Source organism: Lelliottia sp. (assembly GCF_045627565.1).
Taxonomy (GTDB): domain Bacteria; phylum Pseudomonadota; class Gammaproteobacteria; order Enterobacterales; family Enterobacteriaceae; genus Enterobacter.
This window is the reverse complement of sequence record NZ_JAZQNX010000010.1, coordinates 1-18,173: the sequence shown is the minus strand read 5'-3', so window position 1 is coordinate 18,173 and position 18,173 is coordinate 1. Positions and strand designations below refer to the sequence as shown.

The window sequence follows — 18,173 nt, the reverse complement described above, 5'->3', positions numbered from 1 at the left end:
CATGTTTCAGCATGCGGCGTTATTTCACGGCAACCATTTTTCTTAGTCCCGCTTTCCCCGATTTCGTCACTCTCAATTCTCTGAATCCCTCCGTTCGCTGGATCCAGCCTTTGGATTCAAGATACGTCAGCAGCGCCGCACCCGCTTCACCGCCGAGATGAAACCGTCGTTCGCTCCAGTCGAGACACGCGCAACAAACCCGACGACGGGACGAGGCATTCAGCGCAATACCGCGCTGTAAAAACTCCTCACGCCCGCGAACCGTCAGCGCTGAACCATCCGGCTCCAGCCAGCCATCGGCCTGCATAAAGTCATAAAGCTGCACAGCCACCGTTCCCGCCAGATGGTCGTAGCAGGTCCGCGCCTCGCGCATGGCTTTCGGCGCTGTCGTTTCCGGTGGGGTAATCCGGCTCCAGGAAAGCCCCATAAGCTGTTCGACCAGTTCGGCCACATCATGTCCGGCCAGGCGATAATAGCGGTGTCGCCCCTGCGATAAACAGGTGATCAACTTTCCGTCCAGCAGGCGGGATAAATGCCCGCTGGCCGTTGAGGCAGCAACGTCCGCCACGGCGCTCAGCTCCGTCGCCGTCCACGCGCGGCCGTCCATTAGTGCGCACAGTATTTTGACTCGCGAGGGATCGGCCATCGCCGCAGCGACAGCCGCCACGGCCCTTTCCAGCGCGTCGCTATCTTCTGTCGGTAAGCTTTTTGTCAGCATTCGCAGCCCATTCCTCGGTGATCTCTGCCGCCAGCTTATCATTATCCGTCAGCAGAATAAGATGGTTTGCGTGGTCGCTGTACTGCGTCAGAATCGCGATCCCACGCGCCGCCAGCGCGGCTGCGATCTCCCCGAGTTCGCCCGGTTTTTCCTGTTTCAGTTTGCGAATCAGCGGCGCGCGAATGGCCTGAACGTTAAAACCCGCCGCCATCAGCACCTGACGCGCTTTTTCGCCCTCTTCCACCAGGAAATGCGCGTGCACGCCAAACAGCCCACCGCCTTCAAGCCCAATGCTGTGCTTGCCCAATAGCTGTCCAAATCGCGCCAGCTCGCCTGGATCATCGTTGAAAATCACGTGTACGTCATACATTTGCGTGGCCCTCTTTTTCAGACGCATACTCTCTGATCGTCTGCACCACGCGAATACGGTAGTAAGCAAAAATCGACTCGCGCCCTTCTGCCTGGGCAGCCTGATGAAAAACATTCTGCTTCCATGCCCGCACGGCGTCTTCATCCCGCCACCAGGAGAGCGAAAGAATTTTGCCCTCGGTGCTCAGGCTCTGAAAACGTTCGATGTCGATAAAGCCGTCGGTATCCGCCAGCAGCGGTTTAAGTTCAGCGGCGAGTTGCAGATAGCGTGCCTGGTGGGCCGGTTCGGCCTGGGCTTCGAAAATAACTGCGATCATAAGGGTCTCTCCGTGGTGATGTGACGAAGAGAATGGCGGAGAACGAAACGCGATGCTTCGGTGAGGAGCGAAATGACCCTCTCCAGAAGAGAGGGCGTGAGGCATATTATTCGAGGTTCGCTTTGTTCAGGCCGTACGCCACATCCATTGCGCCTGGTTCCATGCGCGAGGTGATGCCCAGACGGTTCCAGGCATTGATCGCCACGATGGCAAAGTTCAGCTCAGAAATCTCGATGTCCGAGAAATGTTCTGACACGCTCCGGTACAGTTCATCGCTCACCCCTTCCGGGCCAATTTGGGTCAGCGCTTCGGTGAAGGCCAGCGCGGCTTTTTCACGGGCGCTGAACAGCGGCGATTCGCGCCATGCCGTCAGGTGGTAAAGACGCAGTTCGCGCTCGCCGGCAATTTTTGCCTCTTTACTGTGCATATCCAGACAGAAAGTACAGCCGTTGAGCTGGGAAACGCGGATGTCGATCAGGTGCTTGAGCGCAGGATCAATGGACGTTTTGCCGATCGCCATGCTCAGATCGGACAGCGCTTTAGCAAGTGCCGGGGTGACTTTGTGGTGGTTGACGCGAGTGCTCATGGTCTTTCCTCTTTTTTGTACGGCATTTTTCATGCGATGGCGCAAATTTACGCCGTTCATGACATAGTAAAAAGATACAAAACACATAAAACGAGGTAGGACATGAAATCGGGCTATCACGCTATTTATACCCGCTATCGCGACAACATTGCGCGCGGCGTGCTGAAGCCCGGCGATAAAGTGCCTGCCATTCGCGTGCTGGCCGAAGAGCTGAAAGTCGCGCGCAAAACGGTCGAAACGGCCTATGCCATTTTGATTGGTGAAGGCTATCTGGTGAGTCAGGGCGCACGCGGCACGCGGGTCAATCCGGATCTGATTCTTCCCGCCAGCCAGAACGCCCCTACGGATCAAACGACCGGAATGCTGCCTGAATCGCTGATAAGCCAGCGCGAACGCGCCGGTTTTCTGCGCCCCGGCATTCCGGCACTGGACTGTTTCCCGTATAAAAAATGGCTGCTGCTGGCAGGCCAGGCGACGCGCTCGATGCGCCAGGAAGAAATGCTCAGCCCCCCCGTCATGGGCTGGTATCCGCTGCGCCAGGCGATCGCCCGCTATTTGAATATTTCGCGGGGATTATCCTGTACAGCTGAGCAAGTGCTTATCACCAGCGGGTACAGCGGCAGCCTGCGCCTGATTCTGGATACGCTCGCCAGCCGCAGCGATAAGGTGGTATTTGAAGATCCGGGCTATTTTATGGGTCAGCAGCTGCTTAAACGCATCGTTCCGCGCCTGCACACCGTGCCGGTGGATCGCTCCGGAATGGATACTGATTATCTGCTGCGCCATCATCGCGACGCCCGATTTGCCATCGTCACACCTTCGCACCAAAGCCCGCTGGCGGTGACGCTTTCTCTTCCGCGCAAGCAGCAACTGCTCGACTGGGCGACTCAGAACAATGCGTGGATTATCGAAGATGATTACGACGGCGAATTCCATTACACGCGCAAAGTGCTGCCATCGCTGAAAAGTCTGGATCATCACGATCGGGTGATTTTTATGGGAACCTTTAGCAAAACCGTGATGCCATCGTTGCGCATGGGCTATGTGGTGATGCCCGCCAGCACGGTTCCGGCGTTTACCGATTGCGCGGATATTGTCACCAGCGGCCAGCCGGTGTTAACGCAAAAGATCCTCACGACGTTTCTCAGCGATGGGCACTTTTTCCGTCATCTCAAAAAGATGCGCGCGCTGTATCAGCAGCGGCGCGACTGGATGATCGCCGCGCTCCATGACGTCTACGGCGAGCGGTTTTTCACCGAGCAAAACGATGGCGGCATGCACATTGTCGCGTTCCTGACAAAAGGCAGCGACGATCGCGACGTGGCGCGCATCTGGCAGCAGCATCAGCTCCAGGTCAATGCGTTATCCGAATGGTATCGCGGTTCCGGTAAACGTTATGGCCTGGTGATGGGCTATAACAATGTGCGCAGCTATGAAGAAGCGTTAACCCTTTTACGCAAACCCTTAGCTGAAACATTGCGCCTATTAGAATGAACGCATCTGCCCGGAAATATTTGTAGGTGTACGCACCCGTACATCTCTTTATACTCTGTGCTCTTTTGTCGATATCGACTTTATTATAAGGACAATAAAATGAAATCAATCCTGGGATTTGATTACCTGCTCACACCGCGCGTATTAGTTTTTTTCTACTGGATCGCCATGCTGTTTATTCTGATTGGCGGCGTGTATTCCATGTTTACCGAACATTTGTTCACCGGATTTTCGGCATGATCTTCAGCCTGATTGGCTGTCGCGTGATGTTTGAATTAATTATGGTGGCCTTTAAGAATAACGAATATCTGCGCCGCATTGCGGATAACACCAGCAAAAATCACGCAGAATAATCGTCAGGCATTTATCTGCCGCCGTGCAGATAAATGCCTTTTCCGCTTTTTTACGCGTCATAACGGGTTAATCCGACATCCCGCAACTGTTCGTCACTCATTGCCCGCAAAATACGCCGCGTTTGTTGGCGATGACGCCATTTTTTAACTGCCCGCCAGATTAAAACGAAGCCAATAAACGGTCGAGCTGAACGATTTTCGTTAAATTCCATGATGTTTTCCTCTGGTTGCCAGAGGCCCTATCATCAACGAAATACACGCCTGCAATACAGATTCAAAAACAACTTTTCTTTAACATACAGATGCGCTAAAACAGGTTCTGAATGCCGTTTTCTGCGGCGATCTGTACTGGTTTGATAATCTGTATGGTAAAAACAAAGGATACAGCATGACGCGCTATCAACATCTGGCCAATCTCCTGGCGGAACGTATTGAACAAGGGCTGTATCGTAACGGCGAGCGTTTGCCGTCGGTGCGCGCATTGAGCCAGGAACACGGCGTCAGTATCAGCACCATTCAGCAGGCCTATCAGATTCTGGAAAATCTCCAGCTCATCACCCCGCAACCGCGCTCAGGCTATTTTGTTTCGCAGCGTAAAGCCCAGCCCCCGGTGCCTGCCATGACGCGCCCGGTACAGCGCCCGGTCGATGTGACCCAGTGGGATGAAGTAATGATGCTGCTGGATGCGCGTGGCGATCGCGAGATGATCTCTTTTGGCGGCGGTTCGCCGGACTTGACCCAGGCGAGCCTGAAACCACTGTGGCGCGAAATGAGCCGGATTGCGCAGCATAACCCGTGCGAAATGCTGAGCTACGACATGCTGGAAGGGCGGCACGAGCTGCGCGAGCAGATCGCGCGCCTGATGCTCGACGGCGGTTCGACCGTTTCGGCGGATGAAATTGTCATCACTAACGGCTGTCACGGTGCGCTGTCGATCGCGCTGCTTTCGGTATGCAAGCCGGGCGATATCGTGGCGGTGGAGTCGCCGTCATTCCATGGCACCATGCAGATGCTGCGCGGGTTTGATATCAAAGCCATTGAAATCCCGACCGATCCGCAAACCGGGATCAGCATTGAAGCCCTGGAACTGGCGCTGGATCAGTGGCCAATCAAGGCGGTAATTCTGGTGCCTAACTGCAACAATCCGCTCGGTTTTATCATGCCGGAAGCGCGAAAACGGCAGGTTCTGGCGCTGGCGCAGCGTCACGATATCGTGATTGTCGAAGACGATATCTATGGCGAGCTGGCGGCGGAATACCCGCGTCCGCGCACCATTCACTCATTCGATATCGACGGCCGCGTATTGCTGTGCAGCTCGTTTACCAAAACCGTTGCCCCTGGGCTGCGCGTGGGCTGGATTGTGCCGGGTCGCTATTATGACCGGGTGATGCACATGAAATATGCAGCGGGGGGATTTAACGTCCCTGCCACGCAAATGGCGGTGGCTGCGTTTATTCGCGACGGGCATTACCATCGTCATGTGCGGCGTATGCGCCAGATTTATCAGCAAAATATGGAAACATTCACCTGCTGGGTGCGTCAGTATTTTCCAGCTGAGATTTGCGTGACGCGCCCGCAAGGGAGTTTTTTACTGTGGGTGGAGTTGCCGGAACAGGTGGATATGGTCTGTGTCAGCAAGCAGCTGTGTGCGCTGAAAATCCAGGCCGCCGCGGGCTCGCTGTTCTCCGCCTCCGGTAAATATCGTAACTGCCTGCGAATCAACGTTGCTCTGCCGGCGAACGAGAAAAACCGCGAGGCGCTGAAAAAAATGGGCGAGGCGATACATATTGCGATGGAGGAGTAAATATGCGGCCTGATGCCTCAACCGTAGGGTTGGGGGCCCACAGTAATATTGATTATGAAGCAATGGAAGTGACTCATTTAACATAGAAAGTTTACAGCGATGCCCTGGCCCGGCTGTAAATCGTTGAGTCGTTAACCACAGGCCGACCCGAAAGCCGAAGGGAATTAAGACGAAAGTCCCGCCTAGCGGCGATTTTCTTGCCGGGAGCCGGGGTTGTTAAGGGGCGGTGATAGCCCCCTTAACACGTTCACCGGTTCCGGAATGACAGAGAAGCACGTGTCTTGAAGTGAACGGAATAACCTCCTGAGCAGCATGCTCCCCCTCACCCCAACCCTCTCCCTGGATGGAGAGGGAGTACAATGTGCAAATCATCAATTTGTTAGGCTCCCCAGCCGATAAAGAGCGGGAGCAAGCTCGGAGGCCCGGCAGGCGTAACGCCACCGGGCAACAACAGCCAACAAATCAGAACTTCCACGACACACTGCCGACGATGCTGCGCTCGGCACCAAAGTAGCAATAGGAGAGCGAGTTACACGCCGCCACGTAGCTTTCGTCGGTCAGGTTATTGACGTTAAGCTGCGCGCTCACGCCCGTCAGCCCGATCTTCGACAGATCGTAGCCCACCGCCATATCCACCAGCGTATAAGACGGCAGCGTGTGCGTGTTCTGGCGATCGCTGGTCACGCCGTTCACGTAACGCACGCCGGACCCAATGGTCAAGCCGTCCAGCGGACCTGTTTTGACATCGTAACTCAGCCACGCGCTTGCCATATTGCGTGGGGCGTAAACCGCGCGCTTGCCCTCTTCTTCCGGGCTGCTTTTCTTGTAGCGAATATCGGTGTAGGTATACGCCGCCTGCATACGCAGGCTGTCAGTAAGCTGACCAATCGCCTCAAGTTCTACGCCTTCGGATTCGATTTCGCCGATAGAACGATACGGATCGGTCGGCTCCTCTTTCGTAGCGATATTTTTCTGATTGATGCGGAACACCGACGCGCTGAACTGACTGTTCATCCCTTCCGGCTCATATTTCACGCCCGCTTCCCACTGCTTGCCCTTCATTGGGTCAAGAATTTGGCCGTTCTCGTCGGCAAAACTGGTTGGAGTAAAGGCCGTGGAATAGCTGATGTACGGCGCAACGCCATTATCGAAGAGGTATAACAACGCCGCACGGCTGCTGAAATTGTTCTTATCCAGATCGCTGCGGGTATTATTCAGCTTATCAATGTTCGAGACGCTCACCTGGTCGTAACGCCCGCCGAGCGTTAAACGCCAGCGATCGATGGACATCTGATCCTGCAGGTAATAACCCGTCTGGCGAAGCTTGTGTTTCTCCTGGCCGTACATCGTGATGTAGTCCGGCTTCGCGCCGTACACCGGATGGAACGCATCAATTGCCGGGAAGCCACCGTAGTAGCCGGTGGTATTGTTGCTGCGATCCTGATAATCCATGCCGATCAGCACGCGGTGATTGACCGCCCAGGTATCAAAGCTGCCGTCGACCTGGTTATCCAGCGTGATGGCATCCATTTTCTCGTCCGAACCGGAATACCCCCGGTTCAGCTCAGTGTCATTCAGCCAGCCCGCGGCATACACCTGATTCAGCTCAACTTTGGTGTGCAGATAGCGCAGTTTCTGACGCACAGACCAGCCGTTATCGAACATGTGTTCAATGTTGTAGCCCACCATGTTCTCGCGACGATCGTATTTGTCGTAATCGTCCTCACCTTCAAAGAACGTATTAGAAATTTTCTTGCCGTTATGGGAAGCAACCGTACCGTCATAGGGTAAACCGGAGTGGCTGCCGCCTTCAGGATCGCGGTGCAAATACGCCATCAGATCGAGACGCGTGTTATCGGTGATGCGCCAGGTGAGGCTTGGCATCAGTGCGTAACGTTCTTCTTTCTGCGGATCGAACTGCGAATCGGCGTAACGCGTCATGCCGCTCAGGCGCACTGCCACGCGGTCGTTATCGTCCAGCGGGCCGGTAACGTCGAACATTGCGCCGCGCTGGTTGTTATTCCCGGCGAACAGTTTGATCTCACCGCCCGGATCGAACGACGGTTTGCGTGAGGTGAGCGCCACGATGCCGCCCGGCGATGAACGGCCATACAGCACCGAGGCCGGGCCGCGCACCACTTCAATATTTTCCAGGAACCATGGGTCAACCACCAGCGAGCTGTGGGAGTTGGTGTCGCCCATCATTTTCAGGCCGTCGAGATAGATATTATCGAGGCTACCGTCGGAAAAACCGCGCAGGACGATGTAATCAAAACGATTCGACGCGCCAATCTGATTGCTGTATACGCCCGGCGTATAGCTCACCGCCTGACGCACGCTGGTTGCGCCCTGCTCTTCGAACTGCTCGCGCGTGACAATCGACACCGCCTGCGGGGTTTCGATATCGGGCGTTTCAAGTTTGGTCGCGCCACTTTGCATTTGCGAAGTGACCACAACGGTTTCGGTTTTTTGCGCATCCTGCGCCAGCAAAGGGAACGCGACGCTCCCGGTAACGCAACCTATCAGCAAAGCCAGCCGTGAATGAGCGAACATGAAAATCTCCAAAGGCATTTCTTATTGTTAATAAGAATTATTACCTTTTTGAGATCGCAAACAGCTATGCGCAGCGCCAGGTTACGTATGCGCAATGACAAACCGCACGCGATGCATTCGCGCGAAAGGGAAAAGTGCGTTAGCCGCGCTGGCGGAAATCGCCGGGGGAGATACCGTAACGACGACGAAACGCCGTGGAGAAATTGGTCGCGTGCTGATAGCCGGACATCCACGCCGCCTGTTGAACGCTGTGGCCTTCCAGCAGATAACGGCGCGCCAGTTCAAGACGGCAATCACGCAGATAATCAAATACCGTGCAGCCATACGCCTGGCGGAATTTACTGCGTAGGCTGCTTGGGCTCATCGCCGCCTGAGCCGCCAGATGCGCGAGCGTGAATTCCTGTTCCGGTGACTGTTCCAGCATCTGCCGGATATGTTCCAGACGTGCACGTTCACCGCCCATCGGCAACGCGCGACTGCTCACCTGCTGCTGGCGCTGATGCAAACCGTGACCGAGCAACTGATACATCAGCCCTTCCAGCAGCAGCTTACGCGATAGCGCACTTAAACCCTGCTGCTGCGCATGCTGAATCCCCGTTAGCACAAAGCCCGGAACCTGCCAGACAAACGTCGGCGCGTGCAGGCACTGCCATTCCTGAAGCAGCGATTCCAGCAAACTCTCGCGCTCGGCATCGTTGGGATAGACGCCAAAAGAGAGCGTTTTCAACGTGCTATCGGCGTCGTGGCGCGCACTCATCACCTGCTGCTCGCTCAAACGTGAACTGAACGCCATCCCGGATCGCACCTGATATTCTTCACCGTTCAGCGTCAACGTGACGCACCCTTCCAGCACCACCAGCATATACAGCGGGCTGCTGTGGCGGGAGGTGGTTTCATAGGGCTGAAGCACGCGCACATCGGAATGGGTTAACGAAATACCGGAGGAAAGGGTCATCTCTTCGACGTCGCCATGCAGCACCGGGCTGTTATGGGCGGCCGCCTCGTTGAGGCGCGGAAAGTGATAATCAATGCCGTAGCGCTCGCCAAAACCAATAAAGTCTTCCACACAAAACAGGCGTTTATTGGACGGATATGAGGACGAGGCAAGATTCATAGTGGCGTTTGCGTGGGCGGAAGACGGTAAAACCTTATCATTGCGACGGCGCAAACGCTACGCCGTCGCATGTTTAGCGAGACGCTTACTCGTCGAAATACCAGTAACCCTGATTAATCAGGCCGGTCAGTTCTTCGATAAACGCCGGATTTTGCAGTGCGTCACCGAGTTCAGCCTGCCCAAACTCGGTGTAGCGGCACAGCACGTCGGCGGCTTTCGCATCCACCGTTTCGAGCTGTTCGCTGTTCATAAAGAAACTGTCGTCAATGTTCAGCACGCGCAGGCCGCTCAAACGGCATAACGTTTCGCCGCCCATTAACGCGTCAAGCACCTCTTCTGGCTCATAGGCGGGTTCCGCCGCGGCGATATCCAGCTCGTGGCGCGGCGTAGAGACAAAACTCCCGAACCATTTTTTGAAATCTTCCGGCTGGCTGATCATCTCGATCATCATGCTGCGCAGGCGATCGAGTTCGTACAGTTCGATGCGGCCAGGATGCTCGCGGCAGGTCAGATCCGGATCGCTGTAGTGTTCGCCGCCCAGATCGTTTTCCAGCGCGTAATCCGCAAAGCTGCTGATCAGATCGCGACCGTTCGGCCCACGGAAACCAACGGAATAGTTCAGCGCAGTTTCATGGGTAAAGCCGTCGTGCGGGAATCCTGGCGGAATATACAGAATATCACCCGGCTCCAGATCTTCATCGATGATCGGCGTAAAAGGATCGACGTGCAGCAGCGCCGGATGCGGGCAGAACTGACGCATCGGCAGCTTGTCACCCACGCGCCAGCGACGGCTCCCCATCCCCTGAATGATAAACACGTCGTATTGATCAATGTGCGGGCCCACGCCACCGCCGGGCACGGAATACGAGATCATCAGATCGTCCAGACGCCAGTCTGGCAGCACGCGGAACGGACGCACCAGCTCGGCGGACGGCATATGCCAGTGGTTAACCGCCTGCGCCAGCAGCGACCAGCCCGTTTCGCCGAGGCCATCGAAGTGCTCGAACGGCCCGTTGCTGGCCTGCCATTGATTATTGAAATGGGTCACCAGACGGCTATCCACCTCAGGCTCCATCGCCAGCCCTGCCAGCTCATCTGGCGTGATCGGATCGATAAAATTCGGGAAGGCATTTTTCAGCACAACGGGTTGTTTTTGCCAGTATTTTTCGAGGAATTCTGGCCAGTTGAGATTCAGTTGATACGCCATGGAAAGCACCAGTGAGATGAGAGACAGGCGCGATTATGAAAGAGCCGGCGTTGAGCTGCCTTGTCGTGGGTCAAGTGGCCGCGAAAAGCTCATCTTCAGCCATTCGCATGACACACCGTGACAGTTTCATTCTTTATCGTGAGCGCCTGATTCACTGCGACTTATATCGTTAATTAATAAGAGAGTGTTTTGATGAGGTCAGATATGCGCCCCTTCACCGAACTTCCTGTCACGGGCAACGTAAAAACCCTGATGAGTGTGTATGCGCGTAAAGAAAGTCCGTCGATTTTCTCACCTGTCGCGCGTGAGTTGCTCGTCGGAAGTCAGGTTGTTGTTCAGGGAGCGGTCGTGGGCGACGCGGTGGAAGGTAATGCGCACTGGTATCGCATCGGCGAGGATACCTATATTTGGGCGGGGGCGTGTACGCAGCTCGATCCTTATCCGGCGTTTCCGGAAAATACTCGAACGAACTGGATGGCCGTGGTGTTTGACGTGCGTTAGCGCCCGAAAAACGGGCGCTAACGGGGACGATTAATCCAGTTTTAAATCATCATAATGCGTGATGATTTTACCCACGATGCCGTAGTCCAGCGCCTCCGCAGGAGACATCCAGAAGTTACGGTCCGTGTCTTTTTTCACTTTTTCCAGCGGCTGGCCGGTCGCGTCAGCAATCAGTTTGTTCACGCGCTCCAGCATGCGGATGATTTCGCGCGCTTCGATTTCAATATCTGTCGCCTGACCGCGCACGCCGCCCAGCGGCTGATGGATCATAAAGCGGGTGTTTGGCAGCGCGTAACGGTGCTCTTTTTTCGCCGCCAGGAAGATGGTGATTCCTGCGCTCGCGACCCAGCCAGTGCCGATGACATGCACGTCCGGGCGGATAAACTTGATGAAGTCGTGGATGGTATCGCCCGCTTCAACGTGGCCGCCCTGGCTGTTGATGTAGAGTTTGATCGGATCGTTGCTGACGCTTTGCAGCAGGATCATCTGGGTGATCACTTTTTCCGCCAGCGCCTGGTCAATTTCACCGGAAATAATAATCGAACGTGACTCGAGCAGCTTTTGCTGCAAAGCGCCCGCGCCGTTTTTGCCTTCTGCTTTATCCGTGTTATCGCGATCTTTCTGTGAGTAGTGCATTGTTCTTATCCTCGGCTCTTAGCGCTCAAAATCAGAGTGTAGCCTGTTTTGCCTGTCAAAGTCCTCAGGCGCACACAATGCGAACATCCTGAGTCGCAAACGCGTCTAAAACCGCTTTGTCCATGCTCGCTTCAACAATCAGCACGTCAATGTCGCTGCTTTTCGCCACCACAAAGCGCGCCACGCCTGGGATTTTATCTGTCGTTAGCGCCACCAGCGTCTGGCTGCTCTGTGCGATGACCGTTTTCTTGAACTCACAGTCGGCAAAATCAAAGCCGGTCAGACCCGTTTCCGGATCCATTGCGCAGCCGCCAATAAACGCCTGATCAAAAATAATCCCCTGGATCTGACTCGCCGCCGTCGCGCACACCGCTCCGCCGGAGGCACGCTGGATCTGTCCGCCGGTCATGATCACGTCGCACTGCGGATGACGCAGCAGTTCCGCCGCAATCGCCGGTGAATTGGTCACGATCGTTACACTAAGGTCGGCAGGAATCGCCTTCGCCAGCGCGAGATTGGTCGTGCCGGTGTCGATAAAAATACAACTCCCCGGCTTGATAAATGTTGCCGCTTTCTGCGCGATTGTGTCTTTTTTTGCGCTATTTTTCTGCTCACGACTAAAGAAATTTCCGGCATCCGGCAGCTGGAGCACCGCGCCGCCGTAGACTTTTTTGCACATACCTTCTTTACTAAGTTCATGTAAATCACGGCGTATCGTATGTTCTGACACTTTCATTAGCGTCGCCAGTTCGGCGCAAACCACTCTGCCGTTCTCCTGAAGGATCGCGCGGATCCGATCTTGCCGTTGTTCCGGAAAAGCAGCATAATCGAGCATAATTAATCCTGTTAAAATCTAAATCGAGCATCAATGCGCATAATGTTGCATGACGCCCGGCCTGTCAATCAACGGGAGTTTCAGTATGAAACTGACTCATCAGCATCCGCAAATCGTCGCCAGCAAGCCCAATGAGGGTTTCTGGTTTCAGCCCCTTCAGGCAGAACGTTCGCGCGAGAAAGTGCAGCAGGAAGAGTTGCCCGCCCGCCTGGTCGATCGCCACTCCACGGTTAACAGCAGACAACGAGGGTAAATATGAACATTGCACACATCGCACTCTGGACGCGCCATCTGGATGCGCAGGTTACGTTCTGGGAAACGGTTTTTGCCGGACAACGTAACGAACGCTACGTCAGCAAAAACCGCCCTGGGTTTGAATCGCATTTTATGACGCTAAGTGACGGCCCTACGATTGAGCTGATGGCGTTACCGGAACTTGCCGACGCACCGTCGGCTGCGGAATATGTCGGCTGGGCGCATATTGCCATCAATGTCGGCGGCAAAGCGGATGTCGATCGTATGGCGGAAAACGCCCGTCAGGGCGGCACATTGTTAAGCGCCCCGCGCATGACCGGTGATGGCTATTATGAGGCGGTGATCGCGGACCCGGATGGCAACCGGATCGAGCTGGTTGGCGAGTAATCCGCTACACTGATTGTCCATCAATCACACAGGGATACTCGCCATGGGACTGACCGCCGTTAGCACGCTTCACTTCAGTTTTGCAGAACTGACCGACATTCTTGGGCGCTGCTTTGAGGACTATTTTGTGCCGGTATCGCTCACGCCAGACGCGTTTGCGCTGCGCTTTCGGGCCGAAGGGATGAGCGTGGAGGATTCCTGCGTATGGAAGGTGGATGGCGAACCGGCGGCAATCGCGATCATTACGCGTCGCGCCAACGCGGCGCGGCTGGCGGCATTTGCGATTAGCCCTGCATTTCGCGGAAAAGGGCTGGCGAAATTGATGCTCTCGCCCCTGTTTGATGCACTCAAAACGCGCGGCGTTGAGCGGTTTTACCTGGAGGTGATTGCGGAAAACACGGCTGCCGTTGCGCTGTATCAGTCAGTGGGGTTTCGCATCACGCAGGGTCTGAATGGTTTTAAAAGTGCCGAAACGCCAAATGCGCCCGTGGATGAACTCTTTGCTGCCACACCCGACGCGCTGCTGCGCGCCGTGTTTCGCGCACCGTCTGAGTTCACGCCCTGGCTGCTTGATCCTCAGATGTTGAGCGTTCTTCCCAGCGTGATTTTAACGGACAATGCCGGAACCTGGGCCGCTATCACCACGCAGACCCCTGCGCCACAATTGCGTTTTCTGTTTGTTGAGCCGGTGATGCGAGGCCAGGGCAATGCGCGCCGAATGCTCCAGGAACTTAATAGCCGCTATTCGGGTCTTTTTACCCCCGTCGCGGTGCCGGGTCGTCTGGCGCCTCTTTTTACTGAGAGTGGATATCAACCGTTTTCGATGGCGCAGCATGAGATGATTTGGGACCTCTGAGCCCCGCTTTACCCCTGCGCTCAGCCATGATACGGTAATTTGATGAACACAAATTTCAGCGTCAACTCAATCAACCGCTGGTGGCTGCCTTCTTAAAGGCGGCCCAAATGTGTTTTTCCCATTTTCCAAAAGCCGCCGAAAGGCGGTTTTTGCGTTTCTAAAGACTCCTTTCGGCTATTAAAACGTAAGGAGTCTTTTATGCACAGCAAAATCACCATTCTCACCGGCGATCGTCCGACCGGCCCTTTGCATCTCGGCCATTTTGTCGGCTCGCTGCGCCAGCGCGTGGCTCTGCAGCACGAATATCAGCAGTATGTTTTGGTCGCCGACCTGCAGGGCCTGACCGATAACGGCAGCACTCCGCAAAAAATCCGCGATAACATTCCCGAAGTGCTGGCCGATTATCTGGCGGCGGGCATCGACCCTGCGCTCACCACGATCTGCCTGCAATCCGCCCTGCCCGCGCTCGCCGAGCTGACCGCGTTGTACATGAACATTGTCACCGTCGCCCGCGTAGAGCGTAACCCGACGGTGAAAAACGAGATCGCGCAGAAGGGTTTTGCCCGTTCGCTGCCGGTCGGTTTTCTGGTGTATCCCATCAGTCAGGCGGCGGATATCAGCGCATTTAAGGCCGAAGTAGTTCCCGTTGGCGACGACCAACTGCCAATGATCGAGCAGACCAATGAAATCGTCCACAAGATGAATAGCCTGCTGCCTGCGCCCGTGCTGCGCCACTGCAAAGCCATGCTGAGCGACACCAGCCGTCTGCCCGGCATCGATGGCAGCGCCAAAATGTCGAAATCACTCGGCAACACGCTACTCCTTTCCGCCAGCGAAGAGACCATTCACCGCGCAGTGAGCGCCATGTATACCGATCCAACACATCTGAAGGTCAGCGAACCGGGGCAAATCGACGGCAACGTGGTGTTCACGTATCTCGACGCGTTTCATCCGGATAAAATCAAAGTGGCCGCGATGAAAGCGCATTATCAGCAGGGCGGACTGGGCGACAGGACATGTAAAAACGAGCTGGAGGTGTGCCTGCAGGAGCTGATTGCGCCCATGCGCGAGCGGCGCGCCACCTATATTCAGGATAAAGGAACGCTGATGTCCCTGCTAAAAAAAGGCAGCGAACGTGCGCATGACATCACCCAGCAGACATTGCGTGAAGTGAAGCTCGGGCTGGGCGTGCCGGTGTTTTAGCGCCTTTCGTCAGGTGCAGCTAATGGGAACGTATCGCCGTATAAAGCGAACAGAGCTCCAGCAGGCTTTTCGTCCCCGTGCGCTTCATCAAACCATTGCGCTGAACGCTCACGGTCGTAGGACTCACGCCACGGATCCGCGCGATATCATCGAGTGAATGTCCGCGCAGAATTAATCTCATGATCTGCTGTTCAGCGTTGGTAAATTTAAACGTATCAGGCAGATAGCCTGAACTTTGGTTCTGCGCAGACAGCAGGCTCATCACCCGCAGTGCCTGGCGTAGCTCCTCGACCGTCAGCTTTTCAGACAGGCACAACTTCATCAGCCCCGGAAACAGGCGGTTGAGTGAATCAAAGTACCGCTCGGAGGTGATAAATATCGAATAGTGATCCGGCGGAGTGGTGAAGAACAGAGAATACATTTCCTGAATATCCATCCCCGACGTGACATACACACAGGGGGGATCGCCGCTTGGCCCTACGTGCTGCTCCCGACGCAGCTGCTTCAGTATTTTCTCTACTCCATAAATGAATAAATGATCTTTTCCATAGATAGTCATTTTGAGGCTCCAGAGGTCACGACACTTTTTTATTATTCCGCCAATTCGTTTAGCGTTTGTTTAACTTCACTCCCTGCTAAACGCTTGATGTGTCTTTAACGGTAAATTCTGCAGATAAGTTTACGGCATTTTTTCATCGCTGTGTTGCCATTTATCCAGGAATAAGTTTATTCATTACCGTTGATATATCTTAAACTCGGTATTATAAAAAAATAAAAACTCCAATAATTAGCATGCAAGTCATTGTTTATAAATGCAGAAAACTTATTAGGATTATCTTTATAAATACAGAATCAAATTATTCACCGCCTCTTATTAAGATTCCGATCTTGATCTCAAAACATCATTTCATTTTGTGTAAAAGTTAATTCCACAAAATCACAAACCTTACTAATAAACACCAACAGCAGGGAATAGCAGAATTATGTGTGGTGAATCCCCCTAAGCGGAGGGGTCAAGCTGACATGAGGGAATCCTCAATGTATTTCGTTTTTATGGACGAATTGAGAAATCGGCGCTCAATTCACCGGGAGGCACCCGGCACCACACGCCCATTTTAATTATTCATTTTATCGACCCAACTGCTTAGTGGCAGAGAATATCTTATACCTTTGGAAAATAAAAATAGAGGATCTCTATGTTGCGCTCATTGTTATTATTTACAGCCCCTTTTATGAGTATTGCGGCACACGCAGTCACGTTTGATTATCGTCATGAAATGAATGACGGCGCGGGTAATAGTCACAAAGACAGGTTGTCAATGTCACACCGTTTTGCCAGTGGTTTTGGCTTATCCCTGGAAGGGAAATGGAAAGGTTCTCAGGATAAAGATAAAGCCTTTGATGAAACCGTCAGCAATGGCACCGAAGTGGTCGCAAGCTACGTATATAAAATTAATAATACCTTCCAGATTGAGCCGGGCTTCTCGCTGGATACCAGTTCGTCATCGAATAACTATCGCCCTTACCTGCGCGGTAAAGCCAATCTGACTGATGACGTTAGTGCCTCCCTGCGTTACCGTCCTTATTTCAAACGTAACTCCGGCAATATCGGCACGGCAAAAGACACGTCGGAAAACGGCTATAACTTAACGAGCGTACTGTCGTGGAAATTCCTGAAAGATTACCAGCTCGATTACGAACTTGACTATAAAAAAGCGAACTCGGCGGGCGTGGTATTGGCCGACAGCGAAAGTTACGACTGGACGCATGATTTTAAACTTACCTATAAGTTTGATAAAAACTGGTCCCCTTATATGGCGATTGGGAATGTGTCCGGCAGTAAATTCACAGATGAACGACAAACGCGTTACCGCGTCGGTGTGAAATATTCTTTCTGATGAAAGCGTAATAATCTGATGTCAATAAATAAGGGTTTCTTGAAACCCTTATTTTATTATGGGGACAATAATGAAGATTTCAAAAATAGCGCTGACGGTGGGTTTTCTGAGCATCATCTCATTTTCTGCTCTCGCACAGGACAGTGAACGTTTGAGCAGCGTGAAGCTGTTCGCGGACACGGTTCTCGATAAGGCTGGCGATCGATATGGACATAACACGCCTCTGCTGGCAGACGGCGTGGATCCGCGCACCGGCAAGCAGATGGAGTGGATTTTTCCGGACGGCAAAACGGCAGTGCTGTCCAACTTCTCCGCCCAGCAGAACCTGATGCGCGTCCTGGTCGGATTAACGCACCTGACCGGCGAGGCAAAATATAAACAGCGGGCCGAAGAGAATGTGCGTTATTACTTCGACCACTACCAAGATCCGACCGGCCTGCTGCTGTGGGGCGGGCACCGTTTTATCGACCTGAGAACCCTTCAACCTCAGGGCCCCAGCGAAAAGGAGAGGGTTCACGAGCTCAAGAACGCCTACCCTTATTACGATCTGATGTTTGCCGTGAACGACAAAGCCACCGCGCGATTTATCAAAGCCTTCTGGAACGCTCACGTTTACGACTGGAAAACACTGGAAACCAGCCGCCACGGAGAATATGGCAAAACGATGGGATCGCTGTGGCAAAGCGACTTTGAACAGCAGCCGCCGTTTTTTGCCACCAAAGGACTGAGCTTCCTCAACGCCGGGAACGACCTCATCTACTCCGCTTCGCTGCTCTACCAGTACGATCGTGACGCGGGCGCGCTGGCCTGGTCGAAGCGCCTTGCCGAGCAGTACGTGCTGCCGCGCGATAAAAAAACGGGACTGGGCGTTTACCAGTTTACGCAGCCGCTTAAGCGCGCCGAAACCCTCGATGACAGCGATACGCACTCTAAGTATGGCGATCGCGCCCAGCGTCAGTTCGGCCCGGAACTGGGCGCCGACGCACTTGAAGGCAATATGCTGCTGAAAGGCAGGACCAGCACGCTCTATTCCGAAAACGCGCTGATGCAGCTGGCGCTGGCAAAACAGCTGGGTAATGACGGTAAC

Annotated in this window: 20 protein-coding genes and 1 pseudogene; 10 read left to right on the top strand and 11 right to left on the bottom strand. The window is 54.1% G+C overall.

The features are described 5' to 3' along the window. Positions 1-19: 19 nt before the first annotated feature. From ACKI5T_RS07895 to ACKI5T_RS07880, 4 genes are all read right to left on the bottom strand, one after another. Entirely contained in the window at positions 20-718 is a 699-nt protein-coding gene (locus ACKI5T_RS07895; protein WP_407436864.1) for an ArsR/SmtB family transcription factor, read from the bottom strand. Continuing rightward, the gene (locus ACKI5T_RS07890) at positions 687-1,088 is read right to left on the bottom strand and encodes an amino acid-binding protein (RefSeq protein WP_407436862.1); all 402 of its coding nucleotides are present in this window, start codon (positions 1,086-1,088) and stop codon (positions 687-689) included. The genes ACKI5T_RS07895 and ACKI5T_RS07890 overlap by 32 nt, the downstream gene beginning before the upstream one ends. Continuing rightward, positions 1,081-1,404: an antibiotic biosynthesis monooxygenase family protein gene (locus ACKI5T_RS07885; RefSeq protein ID WP_407436860.1), complete on the bottom strand. Its 324-nt coding sequence runs from the start codon at positions 1,402-1,404 to the stop codon at positions 1,081-1,083. The genes ACKI5T_RS07890 and ACKI5T_RS07885 overlap by 8 nt, the downstream gene beginning before the upstream one ends. Before the next feature lie 106 nt (positions 1,405-1,510). Further along, a complete protein-coding gene (locus ACKI5T_RS07880) occupies positions 1,511-1,990 on the bottom strand; it encodes a carboxymuconolactone decarboxylase family protein (protein WP_407436858.1) in 480 nt (159 codons plus the stop codon). A gap of 102 nt (positions 1,991-2,092) precedes the next feature. On the opposite strand from ACKI5T_RS07880, the gene ACKI5T_RS07875 reads away from it, so the two are divergent. Both ACKI5T_RS07875 and ACKI5T_RS07870 read left to right on the top strand, forming a co-directional pair. Continuing rightward, on the top strand, positions 2,093-3,484 hold the full coding sequence (locus tag ACKI5T_RS07875) for a PLP-dependent aminotransferase family protein (protein WP_407436856.1): 1,392 nt from the start codon (positions 2,093-2,095) through the stop codon (positions 3,482-3,484). 99 nt (positions 3,485-3,583) lie between these two features. Beyond that, positions 3,584-3,724 carry a hypothetical protein gene (locus tag ACKI5T_RS07870; RefSeq protein ID WP_407436854.1) on the top strand — a complete coding sequence of 47 codons (141 nt, stop codon included), beginning with the start codon at positions 3,584-3,586 and terminating at the stop codon, positions 3,722-3,724. Between the two features lie 163 nt (positions 3,725-3,887). Here ACKI5T_RS07870 and ACKI5T_RS07865 read toward each other — a convergent pair whose 3' ends face one another. Continuing rightward, positions 3,888-4,049 carry a DUF1127 domain-containing protein gene (locus tag ACKI5T_RS07865; RefSeq protein WP_407436852.1) on the bottom strand — a complete coding sequence of 54 codons (162 nt, stop codon included), beginning with the start codon at positions 4,047-4,049 and terminating at the stop codon, positions 3,888-3,890. Positions 4,050-4,225: 176 nt separating this feature from the next. On the opposite strand from ACKI5T_RS07865, the gene ACKI5T_RS07860 reads away from it, so the two are divergent. Continuing rightward, entirely contained in the window at positions 4,226-5,641 is a 1,416-nt protein-coding gene (locus tag ACKI5T_RS07860) for a PLP-dependent aminotransferase family protein (protein WP_407436850.1), read from the top strand. Between the two features lie 462 nt (positions 5,642-6,103). Here ACKI5T_RS07860 and foxA read toward each other — a convergent pair whose 3' ends face one another. From foxA to ACKI5T_RS07845, 3 genes are all read right to left on the bottom strand, one after another. Then, on the bottom strand, positions 6,104-8,212 hold the full coding sequence (gene foxA / locus ACKI5T_RS07855) for a ferrioxamine B receptor FoxA (protein WP_407436848.1): 2,109 nt from the start codon (positions 8,210-8,212) through the stop codon (positions 6,104-6,106). Between the two features lie 121 nt (positions 8,213-8,333). Next, positions 8,334-9,308 (bottom strand): helix-turn-helix domain-containing protein, encoded by a 975-nt coding sequence (locus tag ACKI5T_RS07850; RefSeq protein WP_407437105.1) that lies wholly within the window; start codon positions 9,306-9,308, stop codon positions 8,334-8,336. An 85-nt stretch (positions 9,309-9,393) separates the two neighbouring features. Further along, on the bottom strand, positions 9,394-10,515 hold the full coding sequence (locus tag ACKI5T_RS07845; protein ID WP_407436846.1) for a JmjC domain-containing protein: 1,122 nt from the start codon (positions 10,513-10,515) through the stop codon (positions 9,394-9,396). A 204-nt stretch (positions 10,516-10,719) separates the two neighbouring features. Here ACKI5T_RS07845 and ACKI5T_RS07840 point away from each other — a divergent pair, with 204 nt between their 5' ends. Next, complete coding sequence (locus ACKI5T_RS07840) at positions 10,720-11,016, top strand: SH3 domain-containing protein (RefSeq protein ID WP_407436844.1); 297 nt, start codon at positions 10,720-10,722, stop codon at positions 11,014-11,016. A gap of 30 nt (positions 11,017-11,046) precedes the next feature. Here ACKI5T_RS07840 and ACKI5T_RS07835 read toward each other — a convergent pair whose 3' ends face one another. Together ACKI5T_RS07835 and ACKI5T_RS07830 are read right to left on the bottom strand one after the other, a co-directional pair. Continuing rightward, positions 11,047-11,652: an ATP-dependent Clp protease proteolytic subunit gene (locus ACKI5T_RS07835; RefSeq protein WP_263094879.1), complete on the bottom strand. Its 606-nt coding sequence runs from the start codon at positions 11,650-11,652 to the stop codon at positions 11,047-11,049. 64 nt (positions 11,653-11,716) lie between these two features. Then, positions 11,717-12,487: a DeoR/GlpR family DNA-binding transcription regulator gene (locus tag ACKI5T_RS07830; RefSeq protein WP_407436842.1), complete on the bottom strand. Its 771-nt coding sequence runs from the start codon at positions 12,485-12,487 to the stop codon at positions 11,717-11,719. A gap of 85 nt (positions 12,488-12,572) precedes the next feature. On the opposite strand from ACKI5T_RS07830, the gene ACKI5T_RS07825 reads away from it, so the two are divergent. The 4 genes from ACKI5T_RS07825 (at position 12,573) to trpS (ending at position 15,188) form a co-directional block, all read left to right on the top strand. Continuing rightward, on the top strand, positions 12,573-12,740 hold the full coding sequence (locus tag ACKI5T_RS07825) for a hypothetical protein (RefSeq protein ID WP_407436840.1): 168 nt from the start codon (positions 12,573-12,575) through the stop codon (positions 12,738-12,740). Positions 12,741-12,742: 2 nt separating this feature from the next. Next, the gene (locus ACKI5T_RS07820; RefSeq protein WP_407436838.1) at positions 12,743-13,129 is read left to right on the top strand and encodes a VOC family protein; all 387 of its coding nucleotides are present in this window, start codon (positions 12,743-12,745) and stop codon (positions 13,127-13,129) included. Positions 13,130-13,172: 43 nt separating this feature from the next. Continuing rightward, the gene (locus ACKI5T_RS07815) at positions 13,173-13,985 is read left to right on the top strand and encodes a GNAT family N-acetyltransferase (protein ID WP_407436836.1); all 813 of its coding nucleotides are present in this window, start codon (positions 13,173-13,175) and stop codon (positions 13,983-13,985) included. A gap of 198 nt (positions 13,986-14,183) precedes the next feature. Further along, complete coding sequence (gene trpS / locus ACKI5T_RS07810) at positions 14,184-15,188, top strand: tryptophan--tRNA ligase (protein WP_407436834.1); 1,005 nt, start codon at positions 14,184-14,186, stop codon at positions 15,186-15,188. 19 nt (positions 15,189-15,207) lie between these two features. Here trpS and ACKI5T_RS07805 read toward each other — a convergent pair whose 3' ends face one another. Next, positions 15,208-15,747, bottom strand: coding sequence for a helix-turn-helix transcriptional regulator (locus tag ACKI5T_RS07805; protein WP_012015896.1), 540 nt, complete (start codon positions 15,745-15,747; stop codon positions 15,208-15,210). A 637-nt stretch (positions 15,748-16,384) separates the two neighbouring features. On the opposite strand from ACKI5T_RS07805, the gene ACKI5T_RS07800 reads away from it, so the two are divergent. Next, positions 16,385-17,086 (top strand): oligogalacturonate-specific porin KdgM family protein, encoded by a 702-nt coding sequence (locus ACKI5T_RS07800; protein WP_407436831.1) that lies wholly within the window; start codon positions 16,385-16,387, stop codon positions 17,084-17,086. Between the two features lie 70 nt (positions 17,087-17,156). Further along, positions 17,157-18,173: pseudogene (locus ACKI5T_RS07795) on the top strand (pectate lyase); the annotation flags it as partial.

Coding starts and splice junctions, on each gene's coding strand:
- ACKI5T_RS07865 (WP_407436852.1), bottom strand. CDS start 4,049: ATGGAATTTAACGAAAATCGTTCAGCTCGACCGTTTATTGGCTTCGTT.
- ACKI5T_RS07875 (WP_407436856.1), top strand. CDS start 2,093: ATGAAATCGGGCTATCACGCTATTTATACCCGCTATCGCGACAACATT.
- ACKI5T_RS07860 (WP_407436850.1), top strand. CDS start 4,226: ATGACGCGCTATCAACATCTGGCCAATCTCCTGGCGGAACGTATTGAA.
- ACKI5T_RS07895 (WP_407436864.1), bottom strand. CDS start 718: ATGCTGACAAAAAGCTTACCGACAGAAGATAGCGACGCGCTGGAAAGG.
- ACKI5T_RS07800 (WP_407436831.1), top strand. CDS start 16,385: ATGTTGCGCTCATTGTTATTATTTACAGCCCCTTTTATGAGTATTGCG.
- ACKI5T_RS07890 (WP_407436862.1), bottom strand. CDS start 1,088: ATGTATGACGTACACGTGATTTTCAACGATGATCCAGGCGAGCTGGCG.
- ACKI5T_RS07805 (WP_012015896.1), bottom strand. CDS start 15,747: ATGACTATCTATGGAAAAGATCATTTATTCATTTATGGAGTAGAGAAA.
- ACKI5T_RS07825 (WP_407436840.1), top strand. CDS start 12,573: ATGAAACTGACTCATCAGCATCCGCAAATCGTCGCCAGCAAGCCCAAT.
- ACKI5T_RS07835 (WP_263094879.1), bottom strand. CDS start 11,652: ATGCACTACTCACAGAAAGATCGCGATAACACGGATAAAGCAGAAGGC.
- ACKI5T_RS07885 (WP_407436860.1), bottom strand. CDS start 1,404: ATGATCGCAGTTATTTTCGAAGCCCAGGCCGAACCGGCCCACCAGGCA.
- ACKI5T_RS07815 (WP_407436836.1), top strand. CDS start 13,173: ATGGGACTGACCGCCGTTAGCACGCTTCACTTCAGTTTTGCAGAACTG.
- foxA (WP_407436848.1), bottom strand. CDS start 8,212: ATGCCTTTGGAGATTTTCATGTTCGCTCATTCACGGCTGGCTTTGCTG.
- ACKI5T_RS07840 (WP_407436844.1), top strand. CDS start 10,720: ATGCGCCCCTTCACCGAACTTCCTGTCACGGGCAACGTAAAAACCCTG.
- ACKI5T_RS07845 (WP_407436846.1), bottom strand. CDS start 10,515: ATGGCGTATCAACTGAATCTCAACTGGCCAGAATTCCTCGAAAAATAC.
- ACKI5T_RS07870 (WP_407436854.1), top strand. CDS start 3,584: ATGAAATCAATCCTGGGATTTGATTACCTGCTCACACCGCGCGTATTA.
- ACKI5T_RS07830 (WP_407436842.1), bottom strand. CDS start 12,487: ATGCTCGATTATGCTGCTTTTCCGGAACAACGGCAAGATCGGATCCGC.
- ACKI5T_RS07880 (WP_407436858.1), bottom strand. CDS start 1,990: ATGAGCACTCGCGTCAACCACCACAAAGTCACCCCGGCACTTGCTAAA.
- ACKI5T_RS07820 (WP_407436838.1), top strand. CDS start 12,743: ATGAACATTGCACACATCGCACTCTGGACGCGCCATCTGGATGCGCAG.
- ACKI5T_RS07850 (WP_407437105.1), bottom strand. CDS start 9,308: ATGAATCTTGCCTCGTCCTCATATCCGTCCAATAAACGCCTGTTTTGT.
- trpS (WP_407436834.1), top strand. CDS start 14,184: ATGCACAGCAAAATCACCATTCTCACCGGCGATCGTCCGACCGGCCCT.